At 42.2% G+C, this 25615-nt stretch carries 23 protein-coding genes and 1 tRNA gene; 17 read left to right on the top strand and 7 right to left on the bottom strand.

From position 1 onward, the window contains the following. Positions 1–178 precede the first annotated feature (178 nt). The 3 genes from JMX82_RS08505 to JMX82_RS08495 form a co-directional block, all read right to left on the bottom strand. Positions 179–1153, bottom strand: a complete 975-nt coding sequence (locus JMX82_RS08505; RefSeq protein ID WP_201540200.1) for a rhomboid family intramembrane serine protease — start codon at positions 1151–1153, stop codon at positions 179–181. 193 nt (positions 1154–1346) lie between these two features. Further along, positions 1347–2534 (bottom strand): L-lactate dehydrogenase, encoded by a 1188-nt coding sequence (locus tag JMX82_RS08500; RefSeq protein WP_201540199.1) that lies wholly within the window; start codon positions 2532–2534, stop codon positions 1347–1349. Between the two features lie 36 nt (positions 2535–2570). After that, positions 2571–2888 (bottom strand): glutaredoxin family protein, encoded by a 318-nt coding sequence (locus JMX82_RS08495; protein WP_060491658.1) that lies wholly within the window; start codon positions 2886–2888, stop codon positions 2571–2573. A 221-nt stretch (positions 2889–3109) separates the two neighbouring features. On the opposite strand from JMX82_RS08495, the gene mtgA reads away from it, so the two are divergent. The 6 genes from mtgA (at position 3110) to JMX82_RS08465 (ending at position 7900) form a co-directional block, all read left to right on the top strand. After that, positions 3110–3796 carry a monofunctional biosynthetic peptidoglycan transglycosylase gene (gene mtgA, locus JMX82_RS08490; RefSeq protein ID WP_045453173.1) on the top strand — a complete coding sequence of 229 codons (687 nt, stop codon included), beginning with the start codon at positions 3110–3112 and terminating at the stop codon, positions 3794–3796. A 224-nt stretch (positions 3797–4020) separates the two neighbouring features. Further along, positions 4021–6228 (top strand): polyphosphate kinase 1, encoded by a 2208-nt coding sequence (ppk1, locus tag JMX82_RS08485; RefSeq protein ID WP_201540274.1) that lies wholly within the window; start codon positions 4021–4023, stop codon positions 6226–6228. A 372-nt stretch (positions 6229–6600) separates the two neighbouring features. Next, complete coding sequence (locus JMX82_RS08480; protein ID WP_201540198.1) at positions 6601–6771, top strand: hypothetical protein; 171 nt, start codon at positions 6601–6603, stop codon at positions 6769–6771. Between the two features lie 75 nt (positions 6772–6846). Then, positions 6847–7098, top strand: coding sequence for a hypothetical protein (locus JMX82_RS08475; protein WP_055125157.1), 252 nt, complete (start codon positions 6847–6849; stop codon positions 7096–7098). Positions 7099–7222: 124 nt separating this feature from the next. Continuing rightward, positions 7223–7609 carry a hypothetical protein gene (locus JMX82_RS08470; protein ID WP_201540197.1) on the top strand — a complete coding sequence of 129 codons (387 nt, stop codon included), beginning with the start codon at positions 7223–7225 and terminating at the stop codon, positions 7607–7609. 87 nt (positions 7610–7696) lie between these two features. Next, entirely contained in the window at positions 7697–7900 is a 204-nt protein-coding gene (locus tag JMX82_RS08465) for a hypothetical protein (RefSeq protein ID WP_201540196.1), read from the top strand. Positions 7901–8056: 156 nt separating this feature from the next. Here the strand turns inward: JMX82_RS08465 and JMX82_RS08460 are convergent, their stop codons facing one another. After that, positions 8057–8752, bottom strand: coding sequence for a tRNA-(ms[2]io[6]A)-hydroxylase (locus tag JMX82_RS08460; protein WP_201540273.1), 696 nt, complete (start codon positions 8750–8752; stop codon positions 8057–8059). Between the two features lie 682 nt (positions 8753–9434). On the opposite strand from JMX82_RS08460, the gene JMX82_RS08455 reads away from it, so the two are divergent. The 11 genes from JMX82_RS08455 to JMX82_RS08405 all read left to right on the top strand — a co-directional run bounded on the left by JMX82_RS08455 (position 9435) and on the right by JMX82_RS08405 (position 23737). Beyond that, positions 9435–11633: a malate synthase G gene (locus JMX82_RS08455; RefSeq protein WP_201540195.1), complete on the top strand. Its 2199-nt coding sequence runs from the start codon at positions 9435–9437 to the stop codon at positions 11631–11633. Positions 11634–12366: 733 nt separating this feature from the next. Continuing rightward, positions 12367–13431 (top strand): porin, encoded by a 1065-nt coding sequence (locus tag JMX82_RS08450; protein ID WP_201540194.1) that lies wholly within the window; start codon positions 12367–12369, stop codon positions 13429–13431. A 195-nt stretch (positions 13432–13626) separates the two neighbouring features. Next, positions 13627–15261 (top strand): CTP synthase, encoded by a 1635-nt coding sequence (locus JMX82_RS08445; protein WP_045444494.1) that lies wholly within the window; start codon positions 13627–13629, stop codon positions 15259–15261. 229 nt (positions 15262–15490) lie between these two features. Next, positions 15491–16366: a 3-deoxy-8-phosphooctulonate synthase gene (kdsA, locus tag JMX82_RS08440; protein ID WP_201540193.1), complete on the top strand. Its 876-nt coding sequence runs from the start codon at positions 15491–15493 to the stop codon at positions 16364–16366. Between the two features lie 30 nt (positions 16367–16396). Continuing rightward, positions 16397–16630: a heavy-metal-associated domain-containing protein gene (locus tag JMX82_RS08435; protein WP_201540192.1), complete on the top strand. Its 234-nt coding sequence runs from the start codon at positions 16397–16399 to the stop codon at positions 16628–16630. A gap of 284 nt (positions 16631–16914) precedes the next feature. Next, complete coding sequence (locus JMX82_RS08430) at positions 16915–17139, top strand: heavy-metal-associated domain-containing protein (protein WP_011280902.1); 225 nt, start codon at positions 16915–16917, stop codon at positions 17137–17139. Between the two features lie 219 nt (positions 17140–17358). Further along, the gene (locus JMX82_RS08425) at positions 17359–19719 is read left to right on the top strand and encodes a heavy metal translocating P-type ATPase (protein WP_201540191.1); all 2361 of its coding nucleotides are present in this window, start codon (positions 17359–17361) and stop codon (positions 19717–19719) included. A gap of 320 nt (positions 19720–20039) precedes the next feature. Then, on the top strand, positions 20040–21356 hold the full coding sequence (eno, locus tag JMX82_RS08420; protein ID WP_055125148.1) for a phosphopyruvate hydratase: 1317 nt from the start codon (positions 20040–20042) through the stop codon (positions 21354–21356). 124 nt (positions 21357–21480) lie between these two features. Beyond that, positions 21481–21789 (top strand): FtsB family cell division protein, encoded by a 309-nt coding sequence (locus JMX82_RS08415; RefSeq protein WP_055125147.1) that lies wholly within the window; start codon positions 21481–21483, stop codon positions 21787–21789. A gap of 150 nt (positions 21790–21939) precedes the next feature. Next, on the top strand, positions 21940–22707 hold the full coding sequence (locus tag JMX82_RS08410) for an IspD/TarI family cytidylyltransferase (protein ID WP_201540190.1): 768 nt from the start codon (positions 21940–21942) through the stop codon (positions 22705–22707). Between the two features lie 406 nt (positions 22708–23113). Beyond that, complete coding sequence (locus tag JMX82_RS08405) at positions 23114–23737, top strand: BLUF domain-containing protein (protein WP_045444510.1); 624 nt, start codon at positions 23114–23116, stop codon at positions 23735–23737. A gap of 384 nt (positions 23738–24121) precedes the next feature. Here the strand turns inward: JMX82_RS08405 and JMX82_RS08400 are convergent. The 3 genes from JMX82_RS08400 to rnt all read right to left on the bottom strand — a co-directional run bounded on the left by JMX82_RS08400 (position 24122) and on the right by rnt (position 25406). Further along, positions 24122–24197, bottom strand: a tRNA-Glu gene (locus tag JMX82_RS08400). 53 nt (positions 24198–24250) lie between these two features. Next, a complete protein-coding gene (locus JMX82_RS08395; RefSeq protein WP_140412980.1) occupies positions 24251–24448 on the bottom strand; it encodes a hypothetical protein in 198 nt (65 codons plus the stop codon). Positions 24449–24746: 298 nt separating this feature from the next. Further along, positions 24747–25406, bottom strand: coding sequence for a ribonuclease T (gene rnt, locus JMX82_RS08390; RefSeq protein ID WP_201600334.1), 660 nt, complete (start codon positions 25404–25406; stop codon positions 24747–24749). Positions 25407–25615 lie beyond the last annotated feature (209 nt).

The following is a 25615-nucleotide window of genomic DNA, read 5'->3' as shown; positions in this document are numbered from 1 at the left end:
GGAATTTTAAAATCGCTACAAGGCGAACGACCGCAGATAGTACACTGAGTACATCTAGGGCGGGTAACACGGTAGCGGTTTAAAAGTGCTCTGACTTATAGCAAGAAGCGAGTAAGGAAAACCTAACTAGTAAGCTGTTATCATGAACTATTTAGCAATGATAAATAACTATGAAGGTTTACTCAATGGTTTTTAATACTTGTAGTATTTGATCATGAATATCTTGCCACCACCAAATAAAGCCAATGCTAATCAGTAGCATCATTAGCCATGGTAGTAATTGCCAAATAAGGATAGATTTGGTCGGTGTTTCTTGTTCACTAAGGTGGCTGCGATTAGCATAAGTATTTAAGTGTGAGTTTACAGCAGAGTCGGGGTGGAAACTGCTGTTATTGTCAAAATCAACATTATTAAAGTGCTCGTTATTAGCAGAAGAATCAGTATCGCTGCTTGCTGGAAAATTGATATAAGTTGTTCGATAACGGTCTTCATAAGCAGCTGGATTAGGCATATTCTGTAACGCTATTGTCATACGCTGACGGTAGGCGATTGCGAATGCCAGTGCAACCACTAAGCCAGTCACCGCGCCGCCAATATGCCCCGCATTGTCGATACCGGGTACGGCAAAACCATAAACAAGGTTAATGCCCATGATAAATATCAAGCTTTTAAGATTGAGCACCATGCCATTGACCGATATTTTAAACAGCGCGGCTATTAATAGTGCTGCGCCGATACCCATGATGCCACCTGACGCCCCAGCCGATAGACCCAGTTGACCAGTTCCTTCTACAATACTGTGCCACGTGACATAGTTATTCAGTAAGTTGCCCCCGATCGCTGCCAGTAAAAACAATGCCAAAAACTTGGCTGAGCCAAACATCGGCTCGGCAATCTGCCCAAAGAAATACATGGCAAATCCATTAAACAATAAATGCATCAAGCCGATGTGTAAAAAGGCACTGCTGACCAAGCGCCACGGCTCATCGCCCATGGTAAATGGCAATGCATTGGCACCCCATTTCAAGAGCGCCTCAGTCGATGGGTTATTGACATCGACGCCTGTCAGTACTTGCATGATGAATAACCCAATAAAGCTGGCTAGTAACAGCGTGGTGACAGGGGCTGTTTTTAATAATTGTTGAATGGTCATAAAGGTGAGATATCATTAGAATATTATAAATAGAGTATAAAGGGTATGATCAAATAATGTCAGACATCTGCATGACATTATGATTTAACGACTAGTAATCTTAAACGATTAATGCCCTTAATAGTGGATCGTTTTAACGACCGTTTTAATGACATGTTTAATGACATGTTTAATGACAAGTTTAATGACAAGTTTAACGATTAGTAACTTTGAGGTTCTCATAAGTGCCCTTTACCAATATATCAGTGGTGACCTTATTGATATCAGTATGACCACAGAACGCCATCGATAAGTCACATTCTTTATGAATGATTTCCAGCGCACGGCGCACGCCATCTTCGCCATAAGCGCCCAGACCGTAAAGAAAAGCGCGACCAATCATCGTGCCTTTCGCGCCAAGCGCAATGGCTTTTAGCACATCCTGACCCGAGCGAATGCCGCTGTCTAACCACACCTCGATATCGCTATTTTCAGCCTGCACCGCTTGTACGATATCGGATAGGGCAGATATGGAAGAGAGTGCGCCATCTAATTGACGGCCACCGTGGTTTGAGACGACCAGTGCATCGGCACCGCTACGAGCAGCCATAATGGCATCTTCAGGTTCCATGATACCTTTAATAATTAATTTGCCGCCCCACATATCTTTGATACGTGCCACGTCATCCCAGCTCAAGCGCGGATCAAACTGCTCTTCCGTCCAAGCGGTGAGAGAAGATAAGTCGTCGACGCCTTTTGCATGACCGACGATGTTGCCAAAGCTATGACGTTTGGTGCCCAGCATATTCATACACCACTGCGGCTTGGTCATCAAGTTGACGATATTGGCAAGTGTAGGTCTAGGCGGTGCAGACAAGCCATTTTTGATGTCCTTATGGCGCTGTCCCAGCACTTGTAAATCCGCGGTAAGGATCAATGCCGAACAATTGGCATCTTTCGCCCGCTGAATCAAATTGGCCACATAGTCATGATCGCGCATCACATATAGCTGAAACCAAAAGGGCTTGCTGGTATGGGTGGCGATATCTTCGATAGAGCAGATACTCATGGTCGATAGCGAAAACGGCACGCCGAATTTTTCTGCTGCCCGCGCGGCATGAATCTCGCCATCCGCCCACATCATACCGGTAAAGCCAGTGGGCGCGATGGCGACGGGCATTTTTACTTCTTCATCAATCATCTGGGTTGCTAAACTGCGATTGTCCATATCTACCAATACTCGCTGGCGTAACTTGATACGGTCAAAGTCGGTTTCATTGCTACGATAAGTCGTCTCAGTCCATGAGCCTGAATCGACATAATCATAAAACATACGCGGTACTTTACGTTCGGCAACGCGGCGCAGGTCTTCAATTTCAGTGATTTTGCTCAAATTTTTCATTATGTTCTCACTACATCGTTTTTTATTGTAGGCTTGCTATGATTGTATGAAAAGTTGCTGTAAATCCATGACTGAAAATGGATAGTTTAATCGTGTTGATGGTGTCAAAATCACCGGAATAGTGGTGGCAAATTCCATCATCAATGGTTCATCGAAATGTGCGATATCGACCTGTTGATAGGTAATCGGCTGTACGGCTTGAAATTGAATCAGCACTTGCTTCGCGATGTCGCACAAATGACAGCCAGACGTTCCAAGTAGCCACCATTTATCATTATTTTCAGCATGACCAAGATCGGGGTTTGCAGCAACCATACGTTCCCGTAAGGCTTTTATATTATTATCATCGTACATATTTATTCTCTTGTCTTAATACTTGTCACAAAGTTTCGGTTTTTAGGACTTCGATTGCCAGCATAAATACAGCCTGATTTTTTTACGTAGACTCTATGGCATGATAAAGAAGTGGGGTAAATAATGACAGCGATTGTGAGATTAGGTAAGATGACCTGCTGTTTTTAATTACTGGCTCTTCAGCTCATCTTATTACCTTTTCAATCACTTGGATATCGCGCATGGCAAGTTTTGGCAAATTTTTCAAACGATTATTGATGGCAATCATGCTATTGGTCGTTGCATTTCATGTATTAGTTGCTGGGCTACTATTAATTTGGAAAACGCAGCCGATTAATAACAGCATGTTTATGCTGACTCATCGTTTGACGGGCGGTACTGTCACCCAAACTTGGGCTGAATACGATGCCATCGCAAAATCTGCCAAACAAGCCGCGATAGTGAGTGAGGATTCGACATTTAGTCAGCATAATGGTTTTGATTTCAAAGGCATTGAGGCGGCACGTAAGAAAAATGAAGAGACGGGTAAGATGTCCGCTGGTGGCTCGACGATTACCCAGCAGCTAGCAAAAAACTTATTTTTGACCTCGCATCGCTCGTATGTTCGTAAAATTGAGGAAGCGATTATCACTGTCATGATTGAGACATTATGGGACAAGCAGCGTATCTTGACTGCTTATCTCAATGTGGCAGAGTTTGGCAATGGTATTTATGGTATCGAAGCAGCCGCTCAGCATTACTTTGATAAATCTGCTGCCAAGCTGAACCGTGATGAATCAGCCTTACTTATCGCTATGTTGACCAATCCAAAATACTACGAAGACAATCAGGGTGATAGACGTTTACGCAATAAACAACGTATTATCAAAAAGCGCATGAGCAATGCGGTGTTACCACAATCGGCTTAATGGATTGTACCTATGACCATTTAATAAATAGCGCTGTGTTTTTGAATGATAGTTTTAAGTGACGGTTTTAAGTGATAGTTTTGAATGGCAGTTTCAAGTGATAGTTTCGAGTAGTAATGGATGAAAAAAGAACCCTGATAAATTTCTTAGTGAAAAAGCGATTATAAAAGACAATTGGTATTGAAGATGATGGCGTATCGATAACGCAAAGGAGTAGTGACGTGATGGATGTGAATAATAAGCAGGACACTGATAGCAATAATACAGTGATAGCAGTTGATAATAAAAGCCATACAGAGAGTCGCAATGACAATTTAACTGAGGTTGCATGGCAGCGTTCAGAAGACGGCAGCTATTCACCCAGCAGTTATATCAATCGCGACTTGTCTTTATTACAGTTTCATTTACGTGTCTTAGCGCAGGCAGCAAGTCCTCGTCATCCGCTACTTGAGCGCTTGTTTTTCTTGATTATTTTCTCATCGAATATTGATGAGTTTTTTGAGATTCGTGTCGCAGGCATTATGCAAAAGCTCAATATGGGTGATGTCTCGACCAGTGTTCATGGCATGCGTCCCAGTGAAGTGCTGAATGAGATATCTACCGTAATGCACGACGCCATCGCTGAGCAATATCGTATTCTCAATGAAGATATCTTACCAGCACTGGCGCTTGAGGATATCCGTTATCTAAAACGCGACGAGCTAAATGCTGAGCAGTCGGCATGGATGAAGCGCTACTTCACTGAGCAAGTATCGCCAGTGTTGACACCGATTAGCATCGATCCGGCGCATCCGTTTCCGCGTTTGGTCAATAAGAGCTTAAACTTTATCGCTACTTTAGAAGGTAAAGATGCCTTTGGTCGTGATATCAATCTAGCGATTGTGCCCGCACCGCGCAGTTTGCCGCGCGTGATTCGCCTGCCTGATGAGCTGACAGGTGGCAAAGAGCATCACGTCATGCTCTCAGCTATTATTCATGAGCATATCGGTGAGCTGTTCCCTGGGATGAGTGTGACGGGCTGCCATCAGTTTAGACTGACGCGCAATGCCGATTTAGATTTGGCTGATGATGTTGAAGATATTGCTAAGGCTCTGGAGGGCGAGCTAGAAAACCGCCGCTTCGGTGATAAAGTGCGGCTAGAAGTCACCACCGATTGTCCAACGCCTATCAGTGATTATTTGCTTAATGAATTTGAGCTGCATGACAATCAGCTGTACCGCGTCAATGGTCCTGTCAACTTAACGCGCTTATTGTTTGATTTCAATATTCCAGCGCTGCGCTATCAGCCCTTTACCCATGTGGTGCCAAAAGAGTTCCGCCGTGAAATGGATAAGCTGGATAAAGCAACCAGTATGTTTGCCGCCATGCGTAAAAGCGATGTGCTGGTGCATCATCCTTTTCATGCGTTTTCACCGATTATCAATCTGCTTTGGCAAGCGGCGAGCGATCCAAAAGTGTTAGCGATTAAGCAGACATTGTACCGCTCAGGCACCAATTCAGAAATCGTTAAAGCATTGGCTGCTGCTGCTCGTAATGGCAAAGAAGTGACTGCCGTCATCGAGCTGCGTGCGCGTTTCGATGAAGCCTCTAATATCGCCGTCGCCAATTATTTGCAAGAAGCGGGTGCGGTCGTTGTTTACGGGATTGTCGGCTATAAAACCCACGCCAAGCTGATGCTCATTGTACGCCGTGAGGATGATCGAATCCGCCGCTATGTGCATTTAGGGACGGGCAACTATCATGCCGCCAATGCCAAAGTTTATACCGATTATGGTTTATTTAGCGCAGATCCTGATATTTCAGAGGATGTACATAATATATTTCAAGAGCTGACGGGAATGGGTAAGCCTGCCAATCTCAAAAAGCTGCTGCATGCGCCTTTTACCTTGCATGATAAGTTGATAAGCTTTATCGATGATGAAATTGCTCATGCAAAAGCTGGCAAGCGCGCTCATATTATCGTTAAGGTTAACGCTTTAACCGAACGTCGATTGATTAGCAAGTTATACGATGCCTCGCAAGCAGGCGTCAAAATCGAGCTCATTTTACGCTCAATGTGTTGTTTGCGTCCGCAAGTAAAAGGTCTATCAGAAAACATTACCGTACGCTCTGTTATCGGGCGTTTTTTAGAGCATACGCGTGTTTATTATTTCTATAATAATGGCGATGAGCGCTTATATTGTGGTAGTGCAGACTGGATGGATCGTAATTTATTCCATCGCGTCGAAGTGGCGTTTCCAATTGAAGACAAAAAACTATTCAAACAAGTATATCAAGACGGTTTACTTAACTATCTGAAAGACAATACCCAAGCGTGGATACTTAGCGGTGATGGTGTTTGGCAGCAGCTGCAACCAGCCGTAGGTGAAACGCCGCATACTGCTCAAGAGTATTTATTAAAAGTGATTAATGGCGTTGATGCATCAAGCTAGCTTAATATTTCAACGACATCTTCAAAGTGGTAAACACGTCTTTACAAACAATAAATACCAAGCAAAAAACCAAGTATAGAGTACTTTCTATGCTTGGTTTTTTTTGGATAAACGATTTGTCTGAGTTACAAACTGTCTTGTAACCTCACATTTATTCACATATTGATACGGCAGCACACTGGTGCAGTCCGTTATCTCATCCTTATAATCAAGGTCAGCCCTTACGCTATTATTAAACCGATTTGATGGTTTAATAAACAATTAGCACTCTAGTAATTCATGCAAAATTGCTCGTATTACTATCATTGATCGTATTACGAAAAAGAGCAGGGACTGCCTAAATCAACGAATTATAAAAATAGGAAACATCTTATGAGCAATACCGATAATGACACATCAGATATCAAAAAAGCTGTTGAGCAAGCAGATAGTCAGCAAATTGCGCGAAATCTCAAAGACAATAAAGCGGTCGATGCGCCTGAAGCATTAAGTAAAGACGAGCAAACTTCTTTTATTGAAGATGATTTGCGTACGGATAAATGATAAATAAGCTGTGATATAAATATTTGGATTAACTTATTTTATCTATTAATGACATATTGATGCGAGGGAACTGCAATGCCAAATAACACCCATCCAAATCATGAAGAAGCGGTACCAGTTCGTGATCCAGCCGCCTTACACCCAGACAATGCACAAGACAGTTATGAAGGTCGTAAGCACGAACCTAATATCGATGGTCCACAACAAGAGTCGCAAGAAACCGACGAGATATATGTTGACCCTCGTAAAGAAGAGAATTTACCCGCTGGCGGCAAGAACGTCGCAGATTTGAATGCCTATGACTTAAGCCAAGAAGGCAATGAATAGTACGGCTTACAGGCTAGGTTGAGCTGGGTATTAAATTAGGCTCACCATTTGCTAAACCGCCATAAAAACTCTAAGCACATTAAGCAATTGCCAAAACACGAATAACAATAATAAGGATATAGCTATGCAAACCAATGATCCAGCACTCACCAAGACACGCATCAGTGAAAATCATGACTCAACCAATAGTCATGATGCTGCTAATACCTTCCCTAGTAGACCTACTTCTAATGAGCATAGTGATAGTGGCATTGACAAGAGCATCACTGAAAATAAAGAAACGGATACTTTCAAAGAAGGCGTCGTTAACTCAGAGCATGTCAATGATAATGACAACCCCGCACGTCAGCCTGATCGCCGAGACCAAGAAGGTAATGCCTTTGATGATGGCGTGAATGAGCATACGATGGTTAGCGAGACATCCAAAAGCGAAGGTATTAACAACATGAATCGTTATGCAAATATCGATAATGCTCAAACACGGGTGTTAAATCCTGACGAAAAGGATTAATAGCTTTTTATGAAAAATTGATTAAATACAGATTTTTTATCTTTATAGAATGACTATTATGATAATAAATGATAATAAGGAGTAATGATGAATACGCCAGATGACAAGGCTGTCAACCAAGAAGACCATCAGTTAAGAGATGCGAACGATAACCATGGTATCGTACCTGACGATGCGCTACAAAAAGTCAATCCAGCAGCGGCAGAAAGGGCAACCGATGATCACGATCCCCATCATGTTGCGAAGGATAGTAAACAGTACGACAGCTCATTAATGAAAGATGATAAATAACCATTCATTTTGCTATAACGAAGTTCAAATAAAAGGCTAATAAGTGAAGTAGCAGACCAGAGCATGAAGCTTGGTTCGTTACTTCACTTATTATCTGTATAATTATTTATTGTATAAGAGGGTATCTAATCTAAAGTGATACCTAATCTTAGGTATTTAAGCAGGTGTGCCGCTATGAAAGCGTAGCTCATGATCTGGGCTAGAAATCAGTTCTGCTTCTACGTCTTTAAAAAATGCGACGCGCTCATCAATACTGTCCTCAGACAGTGATTGAGCCAAGGCTAAATAATCCTCAAAGTGACGACTCTCTGACTTAAGTAAGTAGCGATAATACTTTGCCAAGCGTTCGTCGTCGATGACCTCAGCAAGGGCGGCAAAACGTTCACAAGAGCGTGCTTCGATAAATGCGCCAATTATCAACACATCAACCATCGCTGCTGGCTCATAAGTACGTTTGTGTTTTAACATGCCTTTAGCATAACGTCCAGCACTCAGATATTTCCACGCCTGACCACGGTCATTCATAATACCTAAAACCTGCTCATAATGCAGCATTTCTTCGCGTATCAATTGTGCCAATTTACGCTGCAAATCATAAGAAAACTCATAGCGGAATATGAGATTCATGGCAGTGCCAGCGGCCTTTTTTTCGCAATTGGCATGATCTTGAATGATCATCGGTACATTCGCAATCGCCGCATCAACCCAAGCTTGTGTTGTGCGCGCACCCAAAAAATTATAAACAGCAGATAGGTCAACCTTGATTGGGGTGCGTAGCTTTGTGATATCAACATCGTCCTCTTCTATCTCGTCTTTTACTATACGAGGTTCTTCTATATTGCTGTCGTTCATAACTTTGTCGTTACTGTCCTTGGTTCTTATATCTTCTTTATTCATAGTTTTTGCCATAATCGAACGTTTAAAAAATCTTTTACTAATATTAGATAGATAACGGTTAAGCATAAATCCATGGAGTAATGATTACTGACAGTTTGTCTATGCGATATCAAGTATTGATCAATAAGCACTAATAAAACCTCTTAGCGCCTGTCTCATATAGATTATCATTATAATACAATCCCAGTATTTATCTAGTGAATGATGTTTTCTTGTTTATTTCTTTATTTGATAGTAGGATGATATTTTGCTTAAGCGCTATTTTGTCTTACTATTGATGTGTCGCCATATTGTGTTGTCGCAGTGGTGATGATTGCCAATGTTATGCAGTTGAAACCGTTTACAGTAGGTGCAAGGCAACCGAGCTCAAATCGTACACTGAGTACATTAAGCAAGGTTGACACCATCATCCGTTATAAATGCTTTGACCATGCTAATGGCTAATGCAGCAAAAATATAGGTTAATAGCATAGCATAAATAGTTAATTTGTTATTCACCACAAGCTTGTATGATATATCAGTAGGTTTGCTTAGTATTTCATCTAAATTTGGAATAGATGCCTAAGACCGACAATGTGTAATCATTGCGGTAGCAACTTCGTATTCACACCCCTCACGAACAGATAAGGATAACAACATGAGCCAGTCTTCTAACGCCAATCGTATTCAAAGAGGCATTCTTGCCATCGACCAGCAATTGTATGACTTTATTGAAAACGAAGTGCTGCCGAAAGTCGGTGTTGATTCAGACAGTTATTGGTCAGGTTTTGAAAAAGTCATTAAAGAGTTTACGCCGCGCAATAAAGCATTGCTCGCAACTCGTGACAAGATTCAAGCGCAGATTGACCAGTGGCACCTGCAACATCCTGCCAAAGACGGCAACATTGATTATCCTGCTTACAAAGCATTCTTACAAGAGATTGGCTATCTGTTGCCAGAAGGCGATGATTTTAAAGTTAGCACAGAAAATGTCGATGACGAGATTGCTCATATTGCAGGCCCGCAGTTGGTCGTACCAGTACGTAATGCGCGCTACGCATTGAACGCGACCAACGCTCGTTGGGGCAGCTTGTATGATGCTTTATATGGTACTGACGTTATCAGTGATGAAAATGGTCAAGAAGCAAAAGGTGGTTACAACCCAACTCGCGGTGCTGCTGTCGTTGCTTATGCCAAACAATTCCTAGATGAAAACTTTGCATTGGCGTCAGGTTCATATAACGATGCGACCGGCTTTAAAGTGGTCGATGGTAAGCTTGAAATTGTCCAAGGTGATAGCAGTACTGAGCTAAAAGATGCCGAAAAATTCGTTGGTTTCGTCGGTGATGCAGAAAGCCCAACGGGTATTTTATTAAAAAACAACGGTTTGCATGCAGAGATTCAAATAGATGCCAATCATCCAGTCGGTAAAGACGACCCTGCACATATCAAAGATGTGTTGCTAGAGTCAGCTATTACGGCAATTCAAGATTGTGAAGACTCAATCGCTGCCGTCGATGCAGAAGAAAAAGTGGAAGTGTATCGCAATTGGCTTGGTCTCATGAATGGTGACTTGCAAGAAACCTTTGAAAAAGGTGGCAAAACCCGCACACGTCAGCAAAATCCAGATCGTGAATACACCACCCCAGATGGTGGTAAGCTTATCCTGCCAGGTCGTTCGTTATTGCTGATTCGTAACGTCGGTCACCTCATGCAAAACCCTGCAATATTGGTCGACTTGGGTGATGGTCAAGAACAAATATTTGAAGGCTTGATGGATGGCTTGATTACACCACTATTGACGCTCAATGACCTTAAAGGTAAAAATGCGCTATCAAATTCACGTAAAGGTTCAATGTATATCGTTAAACCAAAAATGCATGGCCCTGAAGAAGTCAAAATGGCCAACGATTTATTTAATGCAGTAGAAGACTTATTAGGCTTAGAGCGTAATACCATCAAAATCGGTATCATGGATGAAGAGCGCCGTATGACGGTCAACTTGAAAGAAGCCATCCGCCAAGCGAAAGAACGTGTCATTTTCATTAACACAGGTTTCTTAGATCGTACTGGTGATGAGATGCATACCAGCATGAATGCAGGCCCATTTGTACCTAAGGGTGAGATGAAGTCACAAGCATGGCAGCCAGCCTACGAGCAGTGGAACGTTGATATCGGTTTAGAGACTGGTTTACAGGGTGTTGCTCAGATTGGTAAAGGCATGTGGGCGAAGCCTGACGAGATGAAAGAGATGATAGACACCAAAGCTGCACATCCTAAGTCTGGAGCCAGTACCGCATGGGTACCGTCACCAACAGGGGCAACCTTGCACAGCATGCACTATCATCAAGTGAGTGTTGCTGATGTTCAAGATAGCCTAAAATCACGTGAGCGTGCCAGCTTAGACGACATTTTGACCATTCCATTAGCAAAAAATACTAATTGGACAGATGAAGAGAAACAACAAGAGCTTGAAAATAACGCTCAGGGCATCTTAGGATATGTTGTGCGTTGGGTAAACCAAGGCGTTGGTTGTTCTAAAGTACCAGATATCAATGATGTGGGTCTAATGGAAGACCGTGCAACTTTACGTATCTCAAGTCAACATATTGCCAACTGGTTGCATCACGATGTCGTGAGCGAGCAGCAAGTGATGGATACGATGAAGCGTATGGCAAAAGTGGTAGATGAGCAAAATGTAGGCGATAGTGACTATCAGACGATGGCAGATAACTTTGACCACTCTTATGCCTTTAAAGCGGCCTGTGACTTAGTGTTTAAAGGTCGTGAGCAGCCGAGTGGTTATACTGAGCCATTATTGCATCAGGCACGTCTTGATCTAAAAGCAGGCTGCTAATATTGCGCAGGTTAATATTAGAATATGGCATACTTGACATTCTATTATAATACTGTCATGACTGAATGAGGCTTGTTATTGGCTTTTATACTTAATAAGAAGTCTGTGATAGCCATTGACTAAGGTTATAGTCTGGAAACAAGAGCAGTGAAAATACCTTTTTTACTGTTCTTGTAGCAATTTTCCAGTCTCAATTGTGACTGTCAGCATGTCATAAATCACCTTTATTATTTTCTATTAGCCCTACTTGTCAATAAACAAGTAGGGCTTTATGTTTGTTAATTAAAGGGTATTCATTACGATAGTTTCAAGTTCTTGGTAATTATATTAATCAATAATATCCTTATCTATTTGAGCAGATAGAGATTTTTTTACAATGACCCACATTCTATAGTAGATATGGTGTTCAACAAATACTGGGTTTAAAAATCTAAAAAAAATGTTGCAAATTATGTCAAAGTTGTTATGCTTGTATTCGAAGTATGAGTTTGGTAACGGATGTTACGCAACGGAGCGATAAAGACCTAAGATTACATGGCAGTTACTTTTTAATCCCAGTTATGTAAGTCATTGTTTTTTTCATCTTACTGTAATAGAACTTCGCCACACTTGTTTCTGACTAATCTCGGTAGCCAGTTACACATTATATCTTTGAGGATTTGTGACGATACCATTATGAGCACCAGCTAATCATAGCTCGCTTATTACTAAAATTGTAAAGTGGAGATACCCCATGAAAAAACTACTTTTAGCTACAGCAGTTGCTGCCTTATCTGTATCTGCAGCCAATGCAGCACCGACTATCTATGGTAAAGCATTTGTAGCTGCTGACTACATCAATGCAGAATTTGATACTGATAGTGGCAACATGTATGATGAAGACAATGTAGAAATTAATTCTCATGCTTCACGCTTAGGTTTTAAGGGCTCTGAAGCCATGACTGCCAATACTGATGTTATCTATCAGTTAGAGTATGGTACAAGTATTACTGGTGATAATGCCACTTTCACTAACCGTGATACGTTTCTTGGTTTAAACAACAAGCAGTTCGGTGAGTTCCGTGCTGGTAAAAACCAGTCAACGCTAGCTCGTATTGATAACGTTGTTGTTAACGAAGGTTACTGGGATAACCTAGGTCAAACTGTAAATGAGAAAGAAACAGTTGCAGCATTAAACATGGCTGACAGTAATCGTCTTGCAAGTTCAATCATTTGGACTGCACCTAAGTACAATGGTCTACCATTACAACTATCTGCAATGTACAGCTCTAATGATGTAGATGGCGATGACTCTGATGACGCAGGTTTCGGTGTTGCCATGTTGTTTGATCAAGGTACTGGCTTTACTGCTGGTGTTGCGTACGATAAAGATCAAAATATTGATGGTGACATCATCCGTGGTACAGCGACTGTAGATCTAGGTAAATTTATCGCTGCTCCTGTAAATTTAGGTGCCTTATATCAAGTAGCTGACTATAATTACGGATCTTCTAAAGAAAAAGGTTTGGTGGTTAGTGCTCAGATGGCTCTAGCTAACTTTGCGCGTCCAGCCTCTATCTACACTCAGTTTAATAAAACTGACAATTTAGATGGTATGGACAACGCTGATTCAAATCAGATCGTTGTTGGTGGTAAATACTTCTTTAAAGACAATATCATTGCTCATGCCTATGCTGGTATGAACAAAGCTGATAATGTTAACTACACATATGTTGATGATATTCTAGAAAAAGATATTAACGTACGTGGCGATGCAGAAGTATTAGTAGTTGGTACTGGTCTAGAATACAAATTCTAATCTAAGCATTAGAATCTGATTATAAAAACTCATCCTTCGGGGTGAGTTTTTTTTGTTATATCCTTTTTGAGTGGGTAGTGCGTTATAATAGCTAAGTACTAAAACTTGAATGTTTCAAAGAGTTTATGCTTTTGCCCTATATTTTTTGACGTATTTTTAGTAAAATCCTTCTTTACCAATTACCGACAGAGTACTATGACCAAGTTTATATTTGTGACCGGTGGGGTAGTGTCCTCACTAGGAAAAGGTATCACCGCAGCCTCTCTTGCAGCGGTCTTAGAAGCCCGTGGCGTGACCGTCACGATGACCAAGATGGATCCGTACATCAACGTCGATCCAGGTACGATGAGCCCATTCCAGCATGGCGAAGTATTCGTCACCGAAGATGGTGCAGAGACTGATTTAGATTTGGGTTACTATGAGCGCTTCTTACGCCATTCAAAAATGAGTAAGAGCAATAACTTTACTAGTGGTCGTATCTATCAAAACGTTCTAAATAAAGAGCGCCGTGGTGAATATCTTGGTGGTACAGTACAAGTTATTCCACATATCACTGATGAGATTAAGAGTAAAATCTTAGCCAGTGGTGAAGGTTATGATATCGCTATTATTGAGATTGGCGGTACCGTTGGTGACATCGAATCGTTACCATTTATGGAAGCCGTCCGCCAAATGCAAGTAGAGCTTGGTCGCAATAGAGCTATGCTGATGCATTTGACGCTAGTTCCTTACATTGCTAGTGCAGGCGAAACCAAAACCAAACCAACGCAGCATTCAGTAAAAGAGCTACGTTCTATCGGCTTGCAGCCTGACATATTGATTTGCCGCTCTGATCACCACATCTCGCAAGACAACCGTCGCAAAATAGCGTTGTTCACTAATGTGGAAGAGCGTGCGGTTATTATGTGTGAAGATGCGCAAAGTATTTATCAAATACCACGCACGCTTCATGAGCAGGATCTTGATGATTTGATCTGTGAGCGTTTTGGCTTAGATGTACCAGAAGCAGATTTGAGTGATTGGGACAAAGTGGTTGAAGCGCAGCTTAATCCTGAAATGAGCCTTACGGTAGCGATGGTTGGTAAATACGTCGAGTTACCTGATGCTTATAAGTCGATCAACGAAGCACTACTGCATGCTGGTATCACTCATAAAGCCGATGTCAAAATTGACTATGTTGATGCTGAGCGTCTAGAAGACGATGACAGCTTATTGGCACAGCTACACAATGCTGATGCCATCCTAGTACCGGGTGGTTTTGGTGAGCGTGGTACCAATGGTAAGATAAAAGCCATCACTTATGCGCGTGAAAATAACGTGCCATATTTAGGTATTTGCCTTGGTATGCAGCTAGCAGTGATTGAGTACGCGCGTAATGTACTCAAAATCGATGCCAACTCTTCTGAGTTTGATCGCAAAACGGCAGAGCCTATCATTGGTCTCATCACTGAGTGGTTAGATGAGCGCGGCGAATTACAGATTCGTAGCGATGACTCTGACCTTGGCGGCACTATGCGTCTAGGCGCGCAGCAAGCCGAACTGGTTGCTGGTAGCAAGCTTAGCCAAATCTATGGCGCCAAAAATATCACTGAACGTCATCGCCATCGTTATGAGATGAACAATCGCTATATCGAGCCATTAGAGCAAGCAGGTATGACCATATCTGGTTATTCTGCCAAGCAGCATCTAGTAGAATCGGTCGAGATTGCTGATCATCCTTGGTTTGTCGCCGTACAGTTCCATCCTGAATTTACCAGCTCGCCACGCGGTGGTCATCCACTGTTCAACAGCTTTGTAAAAGCAGCTAAGAACTATAACGAAAGCAAATAATCGTTAATGCATAAAAACTTACATGTATAAAAAAGACTGATCTTCGGATTGGTCTTTTTTTGCGTTTAATTTTATGACTGTGGCTATGAATGAGATTGTTTTTAAGAAATAAACATGACAATTTTTTTAATGGTTGGTCAGCAATTACGCTTAACCCCTTTTTTTACTGAGTCTATCGGTTACAATATGGGATAGAAATATTAATAACAATAAAGAGGGTAACGACTTCATGGAACATTTATCAACGGCGCAATCACATATCAAACTTACTACGCCAAATGGCAACACTCTTAATATCGGCAACGACCAGCCATTTGTATTATTTGGTGGTATGAATGTTTTAGAATCAAAGGAATTGGCCTTCGAGATTGCAGAGCAATATATCGAAATATGTCAGCGTTTGGGCATTGGCTATGTCTTCAAAGCCAGTTTTGATAAAGCCAACCGTTCAAGCCTGCACTCATATCGAGGTCCTGGATTAGAGCAGGGTATTGATTGGCTGGGGCAAATCAAAGAAAAGTTCCAAGTGCCTATTATCACGGATGTACATGAGCCGTATCAAGCGGCACCCGTCGCTGAAGTCGCAGATATCATCCAATTACCAGCATTCTTATCACGTCAGACAGATTTAGTACACGCTATGGCGAAGACAGATGCGATTATTAACATCAAAAAAGCACAGTTTTTAGCGCCGCATGAGATGCGTCATATCGTTAACAAATGCCTTGAAGGTGGTAACGATAAGTTAATTCTTTGTGAGCGCGGCAGTGCCTTTGGTTACAATAATTTGGTCGTTGATATGCTTGGTTTTGATACCATGAAGCAGATGGATATCCCCGTATTTTTTGATGTGACGCATAGTTTACAGCAGCCAGGCGGCCGTAGCGATAGTGCGGGTGGACGCCGTGAACAAATCACAACATTGGCACGAGCAGGGATGGCGACAGGATTGGCAGGGTTGTTTCTAGAAGCGCATCCAAGCCCAGAGACTGCAAAATGCGATGGTCCATGTGCGCTACGTATGAGCCAATTAGAGCCGTTTTTGCGTCAGTTGAAGCAAATTGATGACTTGGTCAAAGGCTTTGAGGTGTTAGATACCCATTAATGTATTCACAGACAATAAGAGGCTGAGATTATGGCGATGCAAACAGCAACAGTCAGTATCGAAAATATCGATGATGATGAAGGGTTAAAGAGTGTGATGACAGCGCTGAAAAATATCACAGGGGTTACGGCCATCGAGCTTGATCCTGATAATCATGTTGCCACCATACGTTATGAAGATACAGACACCAGTATCCATGCGTTTACGGCGGCAATTAGTACGGTCGATTATGTGACTCAGCCATTTCCTCTTGATGCACCGTAAAACCCACGTCATGATGATTAGACGTTATTCTAAAATAAGCGCTATTGTCTGTCACTTAGGCATAAATTCACGGTTCTATTATTTACAGTTCCATTATTTACGGTTCTATTAATAAAGTGATAATCAAAGAGCCTTGTTGTTAACCGTGATAGGGCTTAAGCTGGTTAAGTGCTATTTTTATAAGGTCTTAAAAGATAGCCGTCTTAAAAAGACAATTATAAAAGCAATTCTTTAATAAAAGTATTTACCTATAAAAACTCAGTTACAAAAATAAGGAGCCTCTCATGGCAAACCAAACACGTATTATTAAAATTGATGGCATGACTTGTGGTGGCTGTGTGGCCAGTGTGCATAACGCCACTGCCGATATCGATGGCTTAGACGATATCAGTATTGAGCTGGCAGATAATCAAGCGACGGTTACTTTTGATGATAGCAAAACCAGTGTAGAGACAATTGCTGCTGCTATCGACGATGCAGGCTTTGATGCCACTGTTGCCAATGCTTAACCTACTCCGTTTGTATTAAAAAACCGGCTATCAAGGCTGGTTTTTTAATGGTTGAAAATTATTGATAGTAGCGTACTAATTATTCAGTGTGACCATACCAATATCAAATTTAAAAGTGTGCTATTTGTTTGACTTAGATATTCCATCCACTGAGTTGCTGTCCTAGCTCAGACGACTTTATAACGCCATAACGCATAAACGCCATACCGAGTTTTATTTATGAATGATACTACCCAAACCGACAATCATGACGCCTACGATGTAAAAACTGACATTCAATCCAATACGCCGCTCGCGCCGCAGCATGCACACTTGCAGCTAGCAATTGAGGGGATGACGTGTCAAGCCTGCGCCTCGCGAATTGAGAAGGTGCTCAACAAAAAGCCGTCGGTATACGAGGTGAGTGTAAACTTCGCTGGCGAGACCGCTAATGTTGATTATGATCCGACCCAGACAACGCCTGAACAAGTGACAGAATGGGTAAATAAAACAGGCTTCGTTGCCAATTTGCAGGCGGCCGATAGTTTGTTTGCAAAAACAGACGAAGATACCGCGACTCAGTACCCATGGCGCTTGATTGGGTTATGGGTTTGTTTGGTGCCGTTTTTAATTGGTATGGCAGGTATGCTCGTTGGGCAGGGTATGGCGTGGATGCCGCCGATTTGGATTCAGTTTATATTAGCGACCATTGTACAGTTTGGATTTGCCTTGCCATTTTACAAAAGCGCTTGGGCATCTATTAAAGGTGGTCTTGCCAATATGGACGTGCTAGTCGTCATCGGTACCGTGACTATTTGGGCGTATTCAACGTATCTGTGGCTGACCCATGGCGATGGCACTTTAAACAGTTTGCTGCAAAGTGGTCATGCTGGTGGTCACGGTGCGGATGGCAGTCCTGCGGTGTATTTTGAAGCAGGCGTCATGGTCATTGCTTTTGTGCGTACGGGTAAGTATCTAGAAGAGCGTACTAAGAAACACAGCCTCAATAGTATCGATTTATTATTGTCTTTAACGCCCGATGAAGTCGAACAGCAGCAGCCTAATGGTGATTTTCATAATGTTGCTCTTAAAGACGTGCAAGTTGGTGATATTTTGCGTGCTAAACAAGGCAGCCGCGTCGCAACCGATGGGGTGGTTATCGATGGTGCTGGCTGGTGTGTCGAGAGTCATTTAACGGGTGAGTCGGTACCGCTTAAAAAAGAAGTGGGAGATAAATTATTAGCAGGGGCGTTGGTTGAAAATGGCAGCTTATTATACCGCGTCAGTGCTAAAGGTAGTGATACAAAGCTTGGTGATATGGTACAAGCCCTCAGCGATGCCCAAGGCTCAAAAGCCAATTTAGCCCGTCTCGCCGATAGAGTGACGGCGGTATTCGTCCCAGTCGTCGTTGCCATTGCGCTTATCACCTTTGGAGTGACGTGGTGGCTGACTGGCATGATGGATACTGCCTTGATGCATGCAGTTTCGGTGTTGGTCATTGCATGTCCTTGTGCTTTAGGTTTGGCAACGCCAGCCGCTATCATGGCTGGTATGGGCGTTGCTGCTCGTCATGGCGTCTGGTTTAAGGATGCGCAAAGTCTTGAAGCGGCAGGCAACATCGATACAGTAGTGCTCGATAAAACAGGTACTTTGACCATTGGTAAGCCGACTATCGTGGACCATGTGATGGTGGATAAATCGATCGCAGTCGATGATGTGTTACAAATTGCCGCAAGCGTTGAAGCACATGCCAGTCATCCGCTAGCAACAGCATTGGTTAACGCGGCTACTGAGCGAAATTTGCCGTTGATGAATGTGACTGATATTAGTGTCATTAAAGGCGCTGGTATACAAGCAAATATTGAAGGTTTGGGTGTGGTAAAAGTCGGTACCGCAGAGTTTGCCAATTTAACACTGCCTAAGCTGATGCCAAAGGTATGGCAAATTGCCAGTACCGTTGCTGTTAGTATTAATGAGGAAGCTTTGGGTGCTTTTGCTCTAGCTGATGACCTAAAGGTAGATACTCCGAAGGCTATTACTGCGCTGCAAGACGCAGGTATCAATGTCATTTTGATGAGTGGTGATAAGCAGTCTGTGGTCGATCATGTGGCAGGGCAGCTGGGTATTGAGCAAGCTTATGGTAAAATGAGCCCACGCGATAAGGCCAGTCAAATTGCCTTGTTGCAAACGGCTGGTCATAAAGTTGCAATGGCAGGTGATGGTGTCAACGATGCGCCAGCGATGGCAACTGCCGATGCAAGCTTTGCCATGTTTGAAGGCACAGACGTCGCCCAGCATAGTGCGTCTGCCCACTTGATGGGTGAGTCACTGATGCATATTGATGCCGCGCAAAAAATCGCTAATGCAACGGTGCGCAACATCAAGCAAAATCTGTTTTTTGCTTTTATTTATAACTGCTTGGGTATTCCGCTGGCTGCTTTTGGTTTCTTAAACCCTATGATTGCCGCCGCTGCGATGGCGCTTAGCTCTATTTCTGTATTAATGAATGCCTTACGTTTGACCCAATTTAAAACAAAGGTTGAGCTGGATAACACAGTATCTGGCTCCCACGCTAAAACAGAACGTCTAACAAAAGCATAAGAGTCATATGGCTTTTAATATTATAGGTGCTGAGACAAATCCATAATTGGTAATTTGTTTATCTAAGTGTGATTTTATCAGCGCCAGTCGGTGCAAGATAAGGGAAGTTTGGCAAAATTTATGCTATGATGCCAAGCACTATAGCTAACGATTAAAGTATTAAAACCACCTTTAATCCTGCTCAAAACTTGCTGACTATATAGATAAGCAAAGCTGGTTTGAGCATAGCACTATACGATATTTTGCTTTATCTTTTTTGTATTCTAGTTGCCGTTATTTATCCCACAAACTTGGCATGACCAAAGGAATTAACAGACATTATGTACGCTGAAGAAACCACCAACGTCACCGCAATTAAAGACATTCGCGCCCGTGAGATTTTAGACTCGCGTGGTAACCCAACCATCGAAGCTGATGTAATCTTAGCTGATGGCACTATCGGCCGTGCTGCTGCGCCAAGTGGTGCATCAACTGGTTCACGCGAAGCGCTTGAGCTACGTGATGGTGACCAAAGTCGCTATATGGGTAAAGGCGTCAAAAAAGCCGTTGCTAACGTCAATAGCCAAATTCGCAGTGCATTGATGGATAAAGACGTCACCGAACAGCAAGGCATTGATGATGCAATGATTGCGCTAGATGGCACAGAAAACAAAGATAGCCTTGGTGCCAATGCCATGCTAGCGGTGTCTCTTGCTACTGCAAAAGCCGCTGCCAAGTCACAAAATCTGCCATTACATCAATATATTGCAAACTTGCGCAATCAGACGTCGCTGACGATGCCTGTACCGATGATGAACATCTTGAACGGTGGTGAGCATGCGGATAACACGGTTGATATCCAAGAGTTCATGATTGAGCCTGTTGGTTTTACCAGCTTCTCAGAAGCATTGCGTGCTGGTACAGAAATTTTCCACAGCTTGAAATCTGTGTTGAAATCACAAGGTTTAAATACTGCGGTTGGTGATGAAGGTGGTTTTGCGCCAAACCTGCGTAGCAATGAAGAAGCCATCACCGTTATTATGCAAGCGATTGAGCAAGTCGGCTATAAAGCGGGCGAAGACATTCATTTGGCGTTAGACTGTGCGGCTAGTGAGTTTTATAAAGATGGTCAATATATCTTGGCAGGCGAGGGCAACAAAGCCTTTGATAGCCAAGGATTCTCAGACTATCTAGTCGGCTTGGCGCGTCAATATCCTATTATCTCTATCGAAGACGGGCTTGACGAGTCTGATTGGGATGGTTGGAAATATTTGACTGAGCAGATTGGTGATAAAGTTCAGTTGGTTGGTGATGATTTATTTGTGACCAATCCTGCTATCTTGCAAGAGGGTATTGATAAGCATATTGCCAATGCAATTTTGATTAAGTTTAACCAAATCGGTACTTTATCAGAAACGCTAGATGCGATCTATCTAGCGAAGAAAAATGGCTATGCAACCATTATCTCACATCGTTCAGGTGAAACTGAAGACAGCACCATTGCAGATTTAGCCGTTGGTACGGCTGCTGGTCAGATTAAAACTGGCTCACTATGCCGTTCAGACCGTGTGGCAAAATACAATCAGCTGCTACGTATCGAGCAACAAGTACGTGCAAGCTACCGTGGTCGTGAAGAGTTCATCGGTCTACGTGGTTAACAAGCCAGATTTCTTGCTACAGCTAGGCGATATGTCATCATTAATCTGGTGATATATCGCCTAGCAAGCTTAGCTGGTTTTTTATTTTTATTATTGTCTCTATGTTGTTTGGCGTTATTATCTTATGAAATACTTTAGCCAATTTATGCTACTTGCTCTAGCCGTTGCCGTCCTTTTGGGACTGCAATATCAGTATTGGCTGGGCGAAAATGGTCGCTTTGAGCATAATAAATTGCTGACTCAAATCGAAGAACAACAACGCTTAAACGAAAACCAAGTGGCAGCAAATAACTTATTGCGTACTGATGTGCATGACTTAAAAACTGGTCTTGAGGCAGTAGAAGAGCACGCTCGTTTAGACTTGGGTTTGATTAAGCCGAACGAGACCTTTGTACAAGTATCTACGGCGCCCACCACACATAGCCGTTATTAATTGCTCTTAACTGTCTAAAATTATGATCTTCTATTGTCTATAATAGAAACCTTATACACCTGAAATTCGTTACTTCTCTTATTCCTCGTCTATCCCTAGCAATACTGTCATGGGTTCTAACCATGAATACTACTTTATGAACATTGCCCTATGAATATCATCCCTAATGTACATGCCATGATCGTCGCTGCGGGTCGCGGTAGTCGTTTTGGTGCCTCTATCGCCAAGCAATATACGATGTTGCAAGGGCAGACCTTGCTACAGCATAGTGTGGCACGGCTTGCTACTAGTGCTTATATTGATACATGTTTATTGGTCGTCGCAGCAGATGACAGTACAGCACAGACGCTTAATTTTGCGCTCCCCATCAAATATGTGATTGGCGGCGATGAGCGTTGGCAGTCAGTAAGAGCAGGGGTAAAGGCGATTATTGAGGCGGGAGCCGACGATTCAGATTTGGTTGTTATTCATGATGCTGCGCGTCCTGCGGTTTCCAGTCATGATATTGAAGAGGTCATCGAAGCGGCGATGCTAGAGCCCTATGGTGCTATCTTAGCGACACCGGTGGCTGATACTTTAAAGGAATCCTATCCGCAGTCTACCGCTCAATCTGAGCTTGTAGGTGAGACGCCTGTAGTTACCCTGACAGTGAGTAGCAGCCCATATTCTTACGCTAAACGTACTATCGATCGCCGTCATATGTGGCAAGCACAAACGCCGCAAGTGTTTCGCTTAGGTCAGCTGCAAAAAGTATTGACTTATGTCGCTGAACACGAGCTCACTATTACTGATGAAGCCAGTGCATTTGAATGTTTAGACCTACCCATTCGCCTCGTGACTGGCAGTCGCCAGAATATCAAGCTCACTTATCCTGATGATGCTATTTTACTCACAGCGATTATTAATGCCCAGTTCTGAGTAGACAAAAAATAATTAAACATTCGTAATAGACATCAGTCTGTATCAATCTCATTAATGAGCCAGTGGTCTTATCGCTCATTGGTGACGATTTTTATCATAACTTTCCTCTCCCATATTACCTATTTATCCTATCGCTGCCCATAAACCACAGTGCAAGTTCTCGATATAAATAATTGCGAATTATTGTTTGGTTTTTTCAATTAATGATATAAGATAAACATATATTGCTTTGATGACTAAACTAGCCTATGATGTAACCAACTTAATACAATTAATATAAACATTTATAAAATCAATAATATACCAAGCCTATTTGATATTTTCAAAGATCTTGTTTCTATGTTTTTTCTAAATTTAGTATGGTTGTCTTAGCTACATTTACCTGAAAATAGGGAGAAGCTGATTGTCAACAATCAACGATTCGACAAATCCAGTGACGACAGATCTCTGCCAGCTTATATATATAAGCCAAATTACTTCGACTGGTCTTTCAAGCCCCAGCACGCTTAACGACATCTCAGAGGTCGCGATTGAGCGTAACCAAGCCGATAATGTTACGGGTATTCTTTGCTATGGCAATGGCTACTTTTTTCAATGTGCAGAAGGGTCAGAACAAGATTTAACCAATCTAAAGAATCGCTTATTATTAGACGATCGACATAAAGAATTAAAAATCTTAGATTTTTCAGAAATTACCGAACGCCGTTTTTCGAACTGGTCTCTACGCTCCATTACACTTGAACGTTGGATGACCAAAGAGCCTGAGCTGAAAAAACTCATGCCATTTAAACCCTATGATTGGGGCTCTAACGCATGGCGCGAATTTTTAGATATCTTACAAGGGTATTATGAGGAACAAGCAAGAACTGGCAATATTGACACGCCACCTATCAAGTACAGCACGTTAGGGGTGACGTTAAGTAAGGTTGTTGGTCAGCATCAAGCATTCTTCTTGATTCAAACAGTACTCGGTATCATGATTGTGATGACATTGTTGTGGCTAATGCTATCAGATAAGATTTGGTAGTTTTTGTAAAAATAGATTGTTTGATTTAAAAATCCAGTATTCAATGCTGGATTTTTTTGCTTAAATTTATGATAAAAAATTCAATAAATAAACAAAACATCAAGTTAGGTATAGAAACCATGGATAGCGACACTTAGTAAATATATCTTAATATTTTGAGCGAACCTAATACTGGATCTTATCTATAAAATTAATTATGCTTCATTTATCAAGTAAATCGGCGATGACGAACTGAGTGCTAAGGTATCAAGAACCTCATGATATAAAAAACAGGCATAAAAAAAGCCCAATCACAATGGTATTGTGATTGGGCTTTTTGGTGGTACGCTTATTAGTCTTATCAGATGCTTTGCAGCAAACTTGCTAATAAGTGACGCCAAATAGTGGCGTCCCCAGGGGGATTCGAACCCCCGTTACCGCCGTGAAAGGGCGGTGTCCTAGGCCTCTAGACGATGGGGACTAGTAACACAACACCTCAGCTGCTTTCACCTTTATGCTGAAGTGGTGCGTATTCTAATAGCGTCTGCGCTTGCTGTCAAGCCTTTTTCTTCTTCTTTTTAAAATTAAGTATCTTTTTTTGATCGCACGGCGAGGATGTAAGTCATTACGCTTTAAATGATAGCGAATCCATAGTGAAGTGCAAGCACTAATAGTCAATGCGAGCAGCATATAACCGAGGATGGTTCCCCATAACTTAAGCTGTGGATCCATAATAGAGTCCCTCCTATTACGCCTCGATAGCATGAATCGTACTGGCTATCGCGACAATGGGGGCAACTTAAACCATCTATAGGATATAACGAGACGTTCTAATGTGAGTAATTACAACAACTTGTCTGGTTTTTGAATTGTTTTACACAATATGATATTCAACGGTTAGACAAGTGGCTGATTTATTGTGATATCAATCATATCCCTATTGATTGTAAAACCAAGATGTTAAAGTCATCAAGTATTACAAATAGCACTATTATGGGTAGTTGGCAATATAGGATATGTGATAAATGGATTATTTGTGACTACTCTCAGTCGAATCCTCTTTATTTTCTTCAGTATGCATCGCATTAGCCAGCATAGGATAATGGTTTAGGATATGACAAAACAGCTCAGCGGTCTTTTGTGTATCGTATAGGGCAGAATGTGCATCATTACCATCGAAATCAAGCCCTGCTGCTTTGCAAGCCCGTGCTAGTACTGTCTGACCAAATGCCAGCGCAGATAAAGTCACTGTGTCAAAAACTGAAAAGTTATGAAACGGGTTGTGACTTTTGTTATTGGTACGCAGCACCGCCGCATTCAAAAATGCTAAGTCAAAATGAGCGTTGTGCCCGATTAAGACACACTGGCGGCAGTCTTCAGTACGGCGTACTTCTTTTAACCCTTTGAAGATACGGCGTAGTGCTGTTTTCTCATCTTCGGCAATGGCTTTACGCATTGGATTGTTGGGATCAATGCCAGTGAAGGCAAGGGCACTTGGCTCAAGATTCGCGCCTTCAAAGGGTTCGATATGAGCATTGAATGCTTCCCCAGGATAAAACACGCCTTGCTCATTCAGTAGTACAGGAATGCAGGCAATCTCTAGCAAAGCATCGGTTTGCGCATTAAAGCCGGCAGTTTCCACATCAACGACGACAGGCAGAAACTTACGAAATCGGTCTTTTAGACGCATTGGTGCTAGCTCGTCTGCTGCGGCATCTTCTGTGTGACTATTTGATGGGCTCTTAATGCTATTATCTACAGGGTTTGATGGGTTTTCGTCAGGTAAGGCGGCATCGTTTGGAGTGGTCATATCTGGTTAAATCGCTTTTATCAGTCGTACTGTTATATTGAATTAAGACATTAAATGAAAAATAAATAACCTATGATACAAATCACACC

The sequence above is a fragment of the Psychrobacter sp. 1044 genome, assembly GCF_904846525.1.
Lineage (GTDB): Bacteria > Pseudomonadota > Gammaproteobacteria > Pseudomonadales > Moraxellaceae > Psychrobacter.
Note: the sequence above shows the minus strand (reverse complement) of the source record. Positions and strands in the feature narration are given on the sequence as shown.

Coding starts and splice junctions, on each gene's coding strand:
- JMX82_RS08505 (WP_201540200.1), bottom strand. CDS start 1,153: ATGACCATTCAACAATTATTAAAAACAGCCCCTGTCACCACGCTGTTA.
- JMX82_RS08500 (WP_201540199.1), bottom strand. CDS start 2,534: ATGAAAAATTTGAGCAAAATCACTGAAATTGAAGACCTGCGCCGCGTT.
- JMX82_RS08495 (WP_060491658.1), bottom strand. CDS start 2,888: ATGTACGATGATAATAATATAAAAGCCTTACGGGAACGTATGGTTGCT.
- mtgA (WP_045453173.1), top strand. CDS start 3,110: ATGGCAAGTTTTGGCAAATTTTTCAAACGATTATTGATGGCAATCATG.
- ppk1 (WP_201540274.1), top strand. CDS start 4,021: ATGGATGTGAATAATAAGCAGGACACTGATAGCAATAATACAGTGATA.
- JMX82_RS08480 (WP_201540198.1), top strand. CDS start 6,601: ATGAGCAATACCGATAATGACACATCAGATATCAAAAAAGCTGTTGAG.
- JMX82_RS08475 (WP_055125157.1), top strand. CDS start 6,847: ATGCCAAATAACACCCATCCAAATCATGAAGAAGCGGTACCAGTTCGT.
- JMX82_RS08470 (WP_201540197.1), top strand. CDS start 7,223: ATGCAAACCAATGATCCAGCACTCACCAAGACACGCATCAGTGAAAAT.
- JMX82_RS08465 (WP_201540196.1), top strand. CDS start 7,697: ATGAATACGCCAGATGACAAGGCTGTCAACCAAGAAGACCATCAGTTA.
- JMX82_RS08460 (WP_201540273.1), bottom strand. CDS start 8,752: ATGAACGACAGCAATATAGAAGAACCTCGTATAGTAAAAGACGAGATA.
- JMX82_RS08455 (WP_201540195.1), top strand. CDS start 9,435: ATGAGCCAGTCTTCTAACGCCAATCGTATTCAAAGAGGCATTCTTGCC.
- JMX82_RS08450 (WP_201540194.1), top strand. CDS start 12,367: ATGAAAAAACTACTTTTAGCTACAGCAGTTGCTGCCTTATCTGTATCT.
- JMX82_RS08445 (WP_045444494.1), top strand. CDS start 13,627: ATGACCAAGTTTATATTTGTGACCGGTGGGGTAGTGTCCTCACTAGGA.
- kdsA (WP_201540193.1), top strand. CDS start 15,491: ATGGAACATTTATCAACGGCGCAATCACATATCAAACTTACTACGCCA.
- JMX82_RS08435 (WP_201540192.1), top strand. CDS start 16,397: ATGGCGATGCAAACAGCAACAGTCAGTATCGAAAATATCGATGATGAT.
- JMX82_RS08430 (WP_011280902.1), top strand. CDS start 16,915: ATGGCAAACCAAACACGTATTATTAAAATTGATGGCATGACTTGTGGT.
- JMX82_RS08425 (WP_201540191.1), top strand. CDS start 17,359: ATGAATGATACTACCCAAACCGACAATCATGACGCCTACGATGTAAAA.
- eno (WP_055125148.1), top strand. CDS start 20,040: ATGTACGCTGAAGAAACCACCAACGTCACCGCAATTAAAGACATTCGC.
- JMX82_RS08415 (WP_055125147.1), top strand. CDS start 21,481: ATGAAATACTTTAGCCAATTTATGCTACTTGCTCTAGCCGTTGCCGTC.
- JMX82_RS08410 (WP_201540190.1), top strand. CDS start 21,940: ATGAATATCATCCCTAATGTACATGCCATGATCGTCGCTGCGGGTCGC.
- JMX82_RS08395 (WP_140412980.1), bottom strand. CDS start 24,448: ATGGATCCACAGCTTAAGTTATGGGGAACCATCCTCGGTTATATGCTG.
- rnt (WP_201600334.1), bottom strand. CDS start 25,406: ATGCGTCTAAAAGACCGATTTCGTAAGTTTCTGCCTGTCGTCGTTGAT.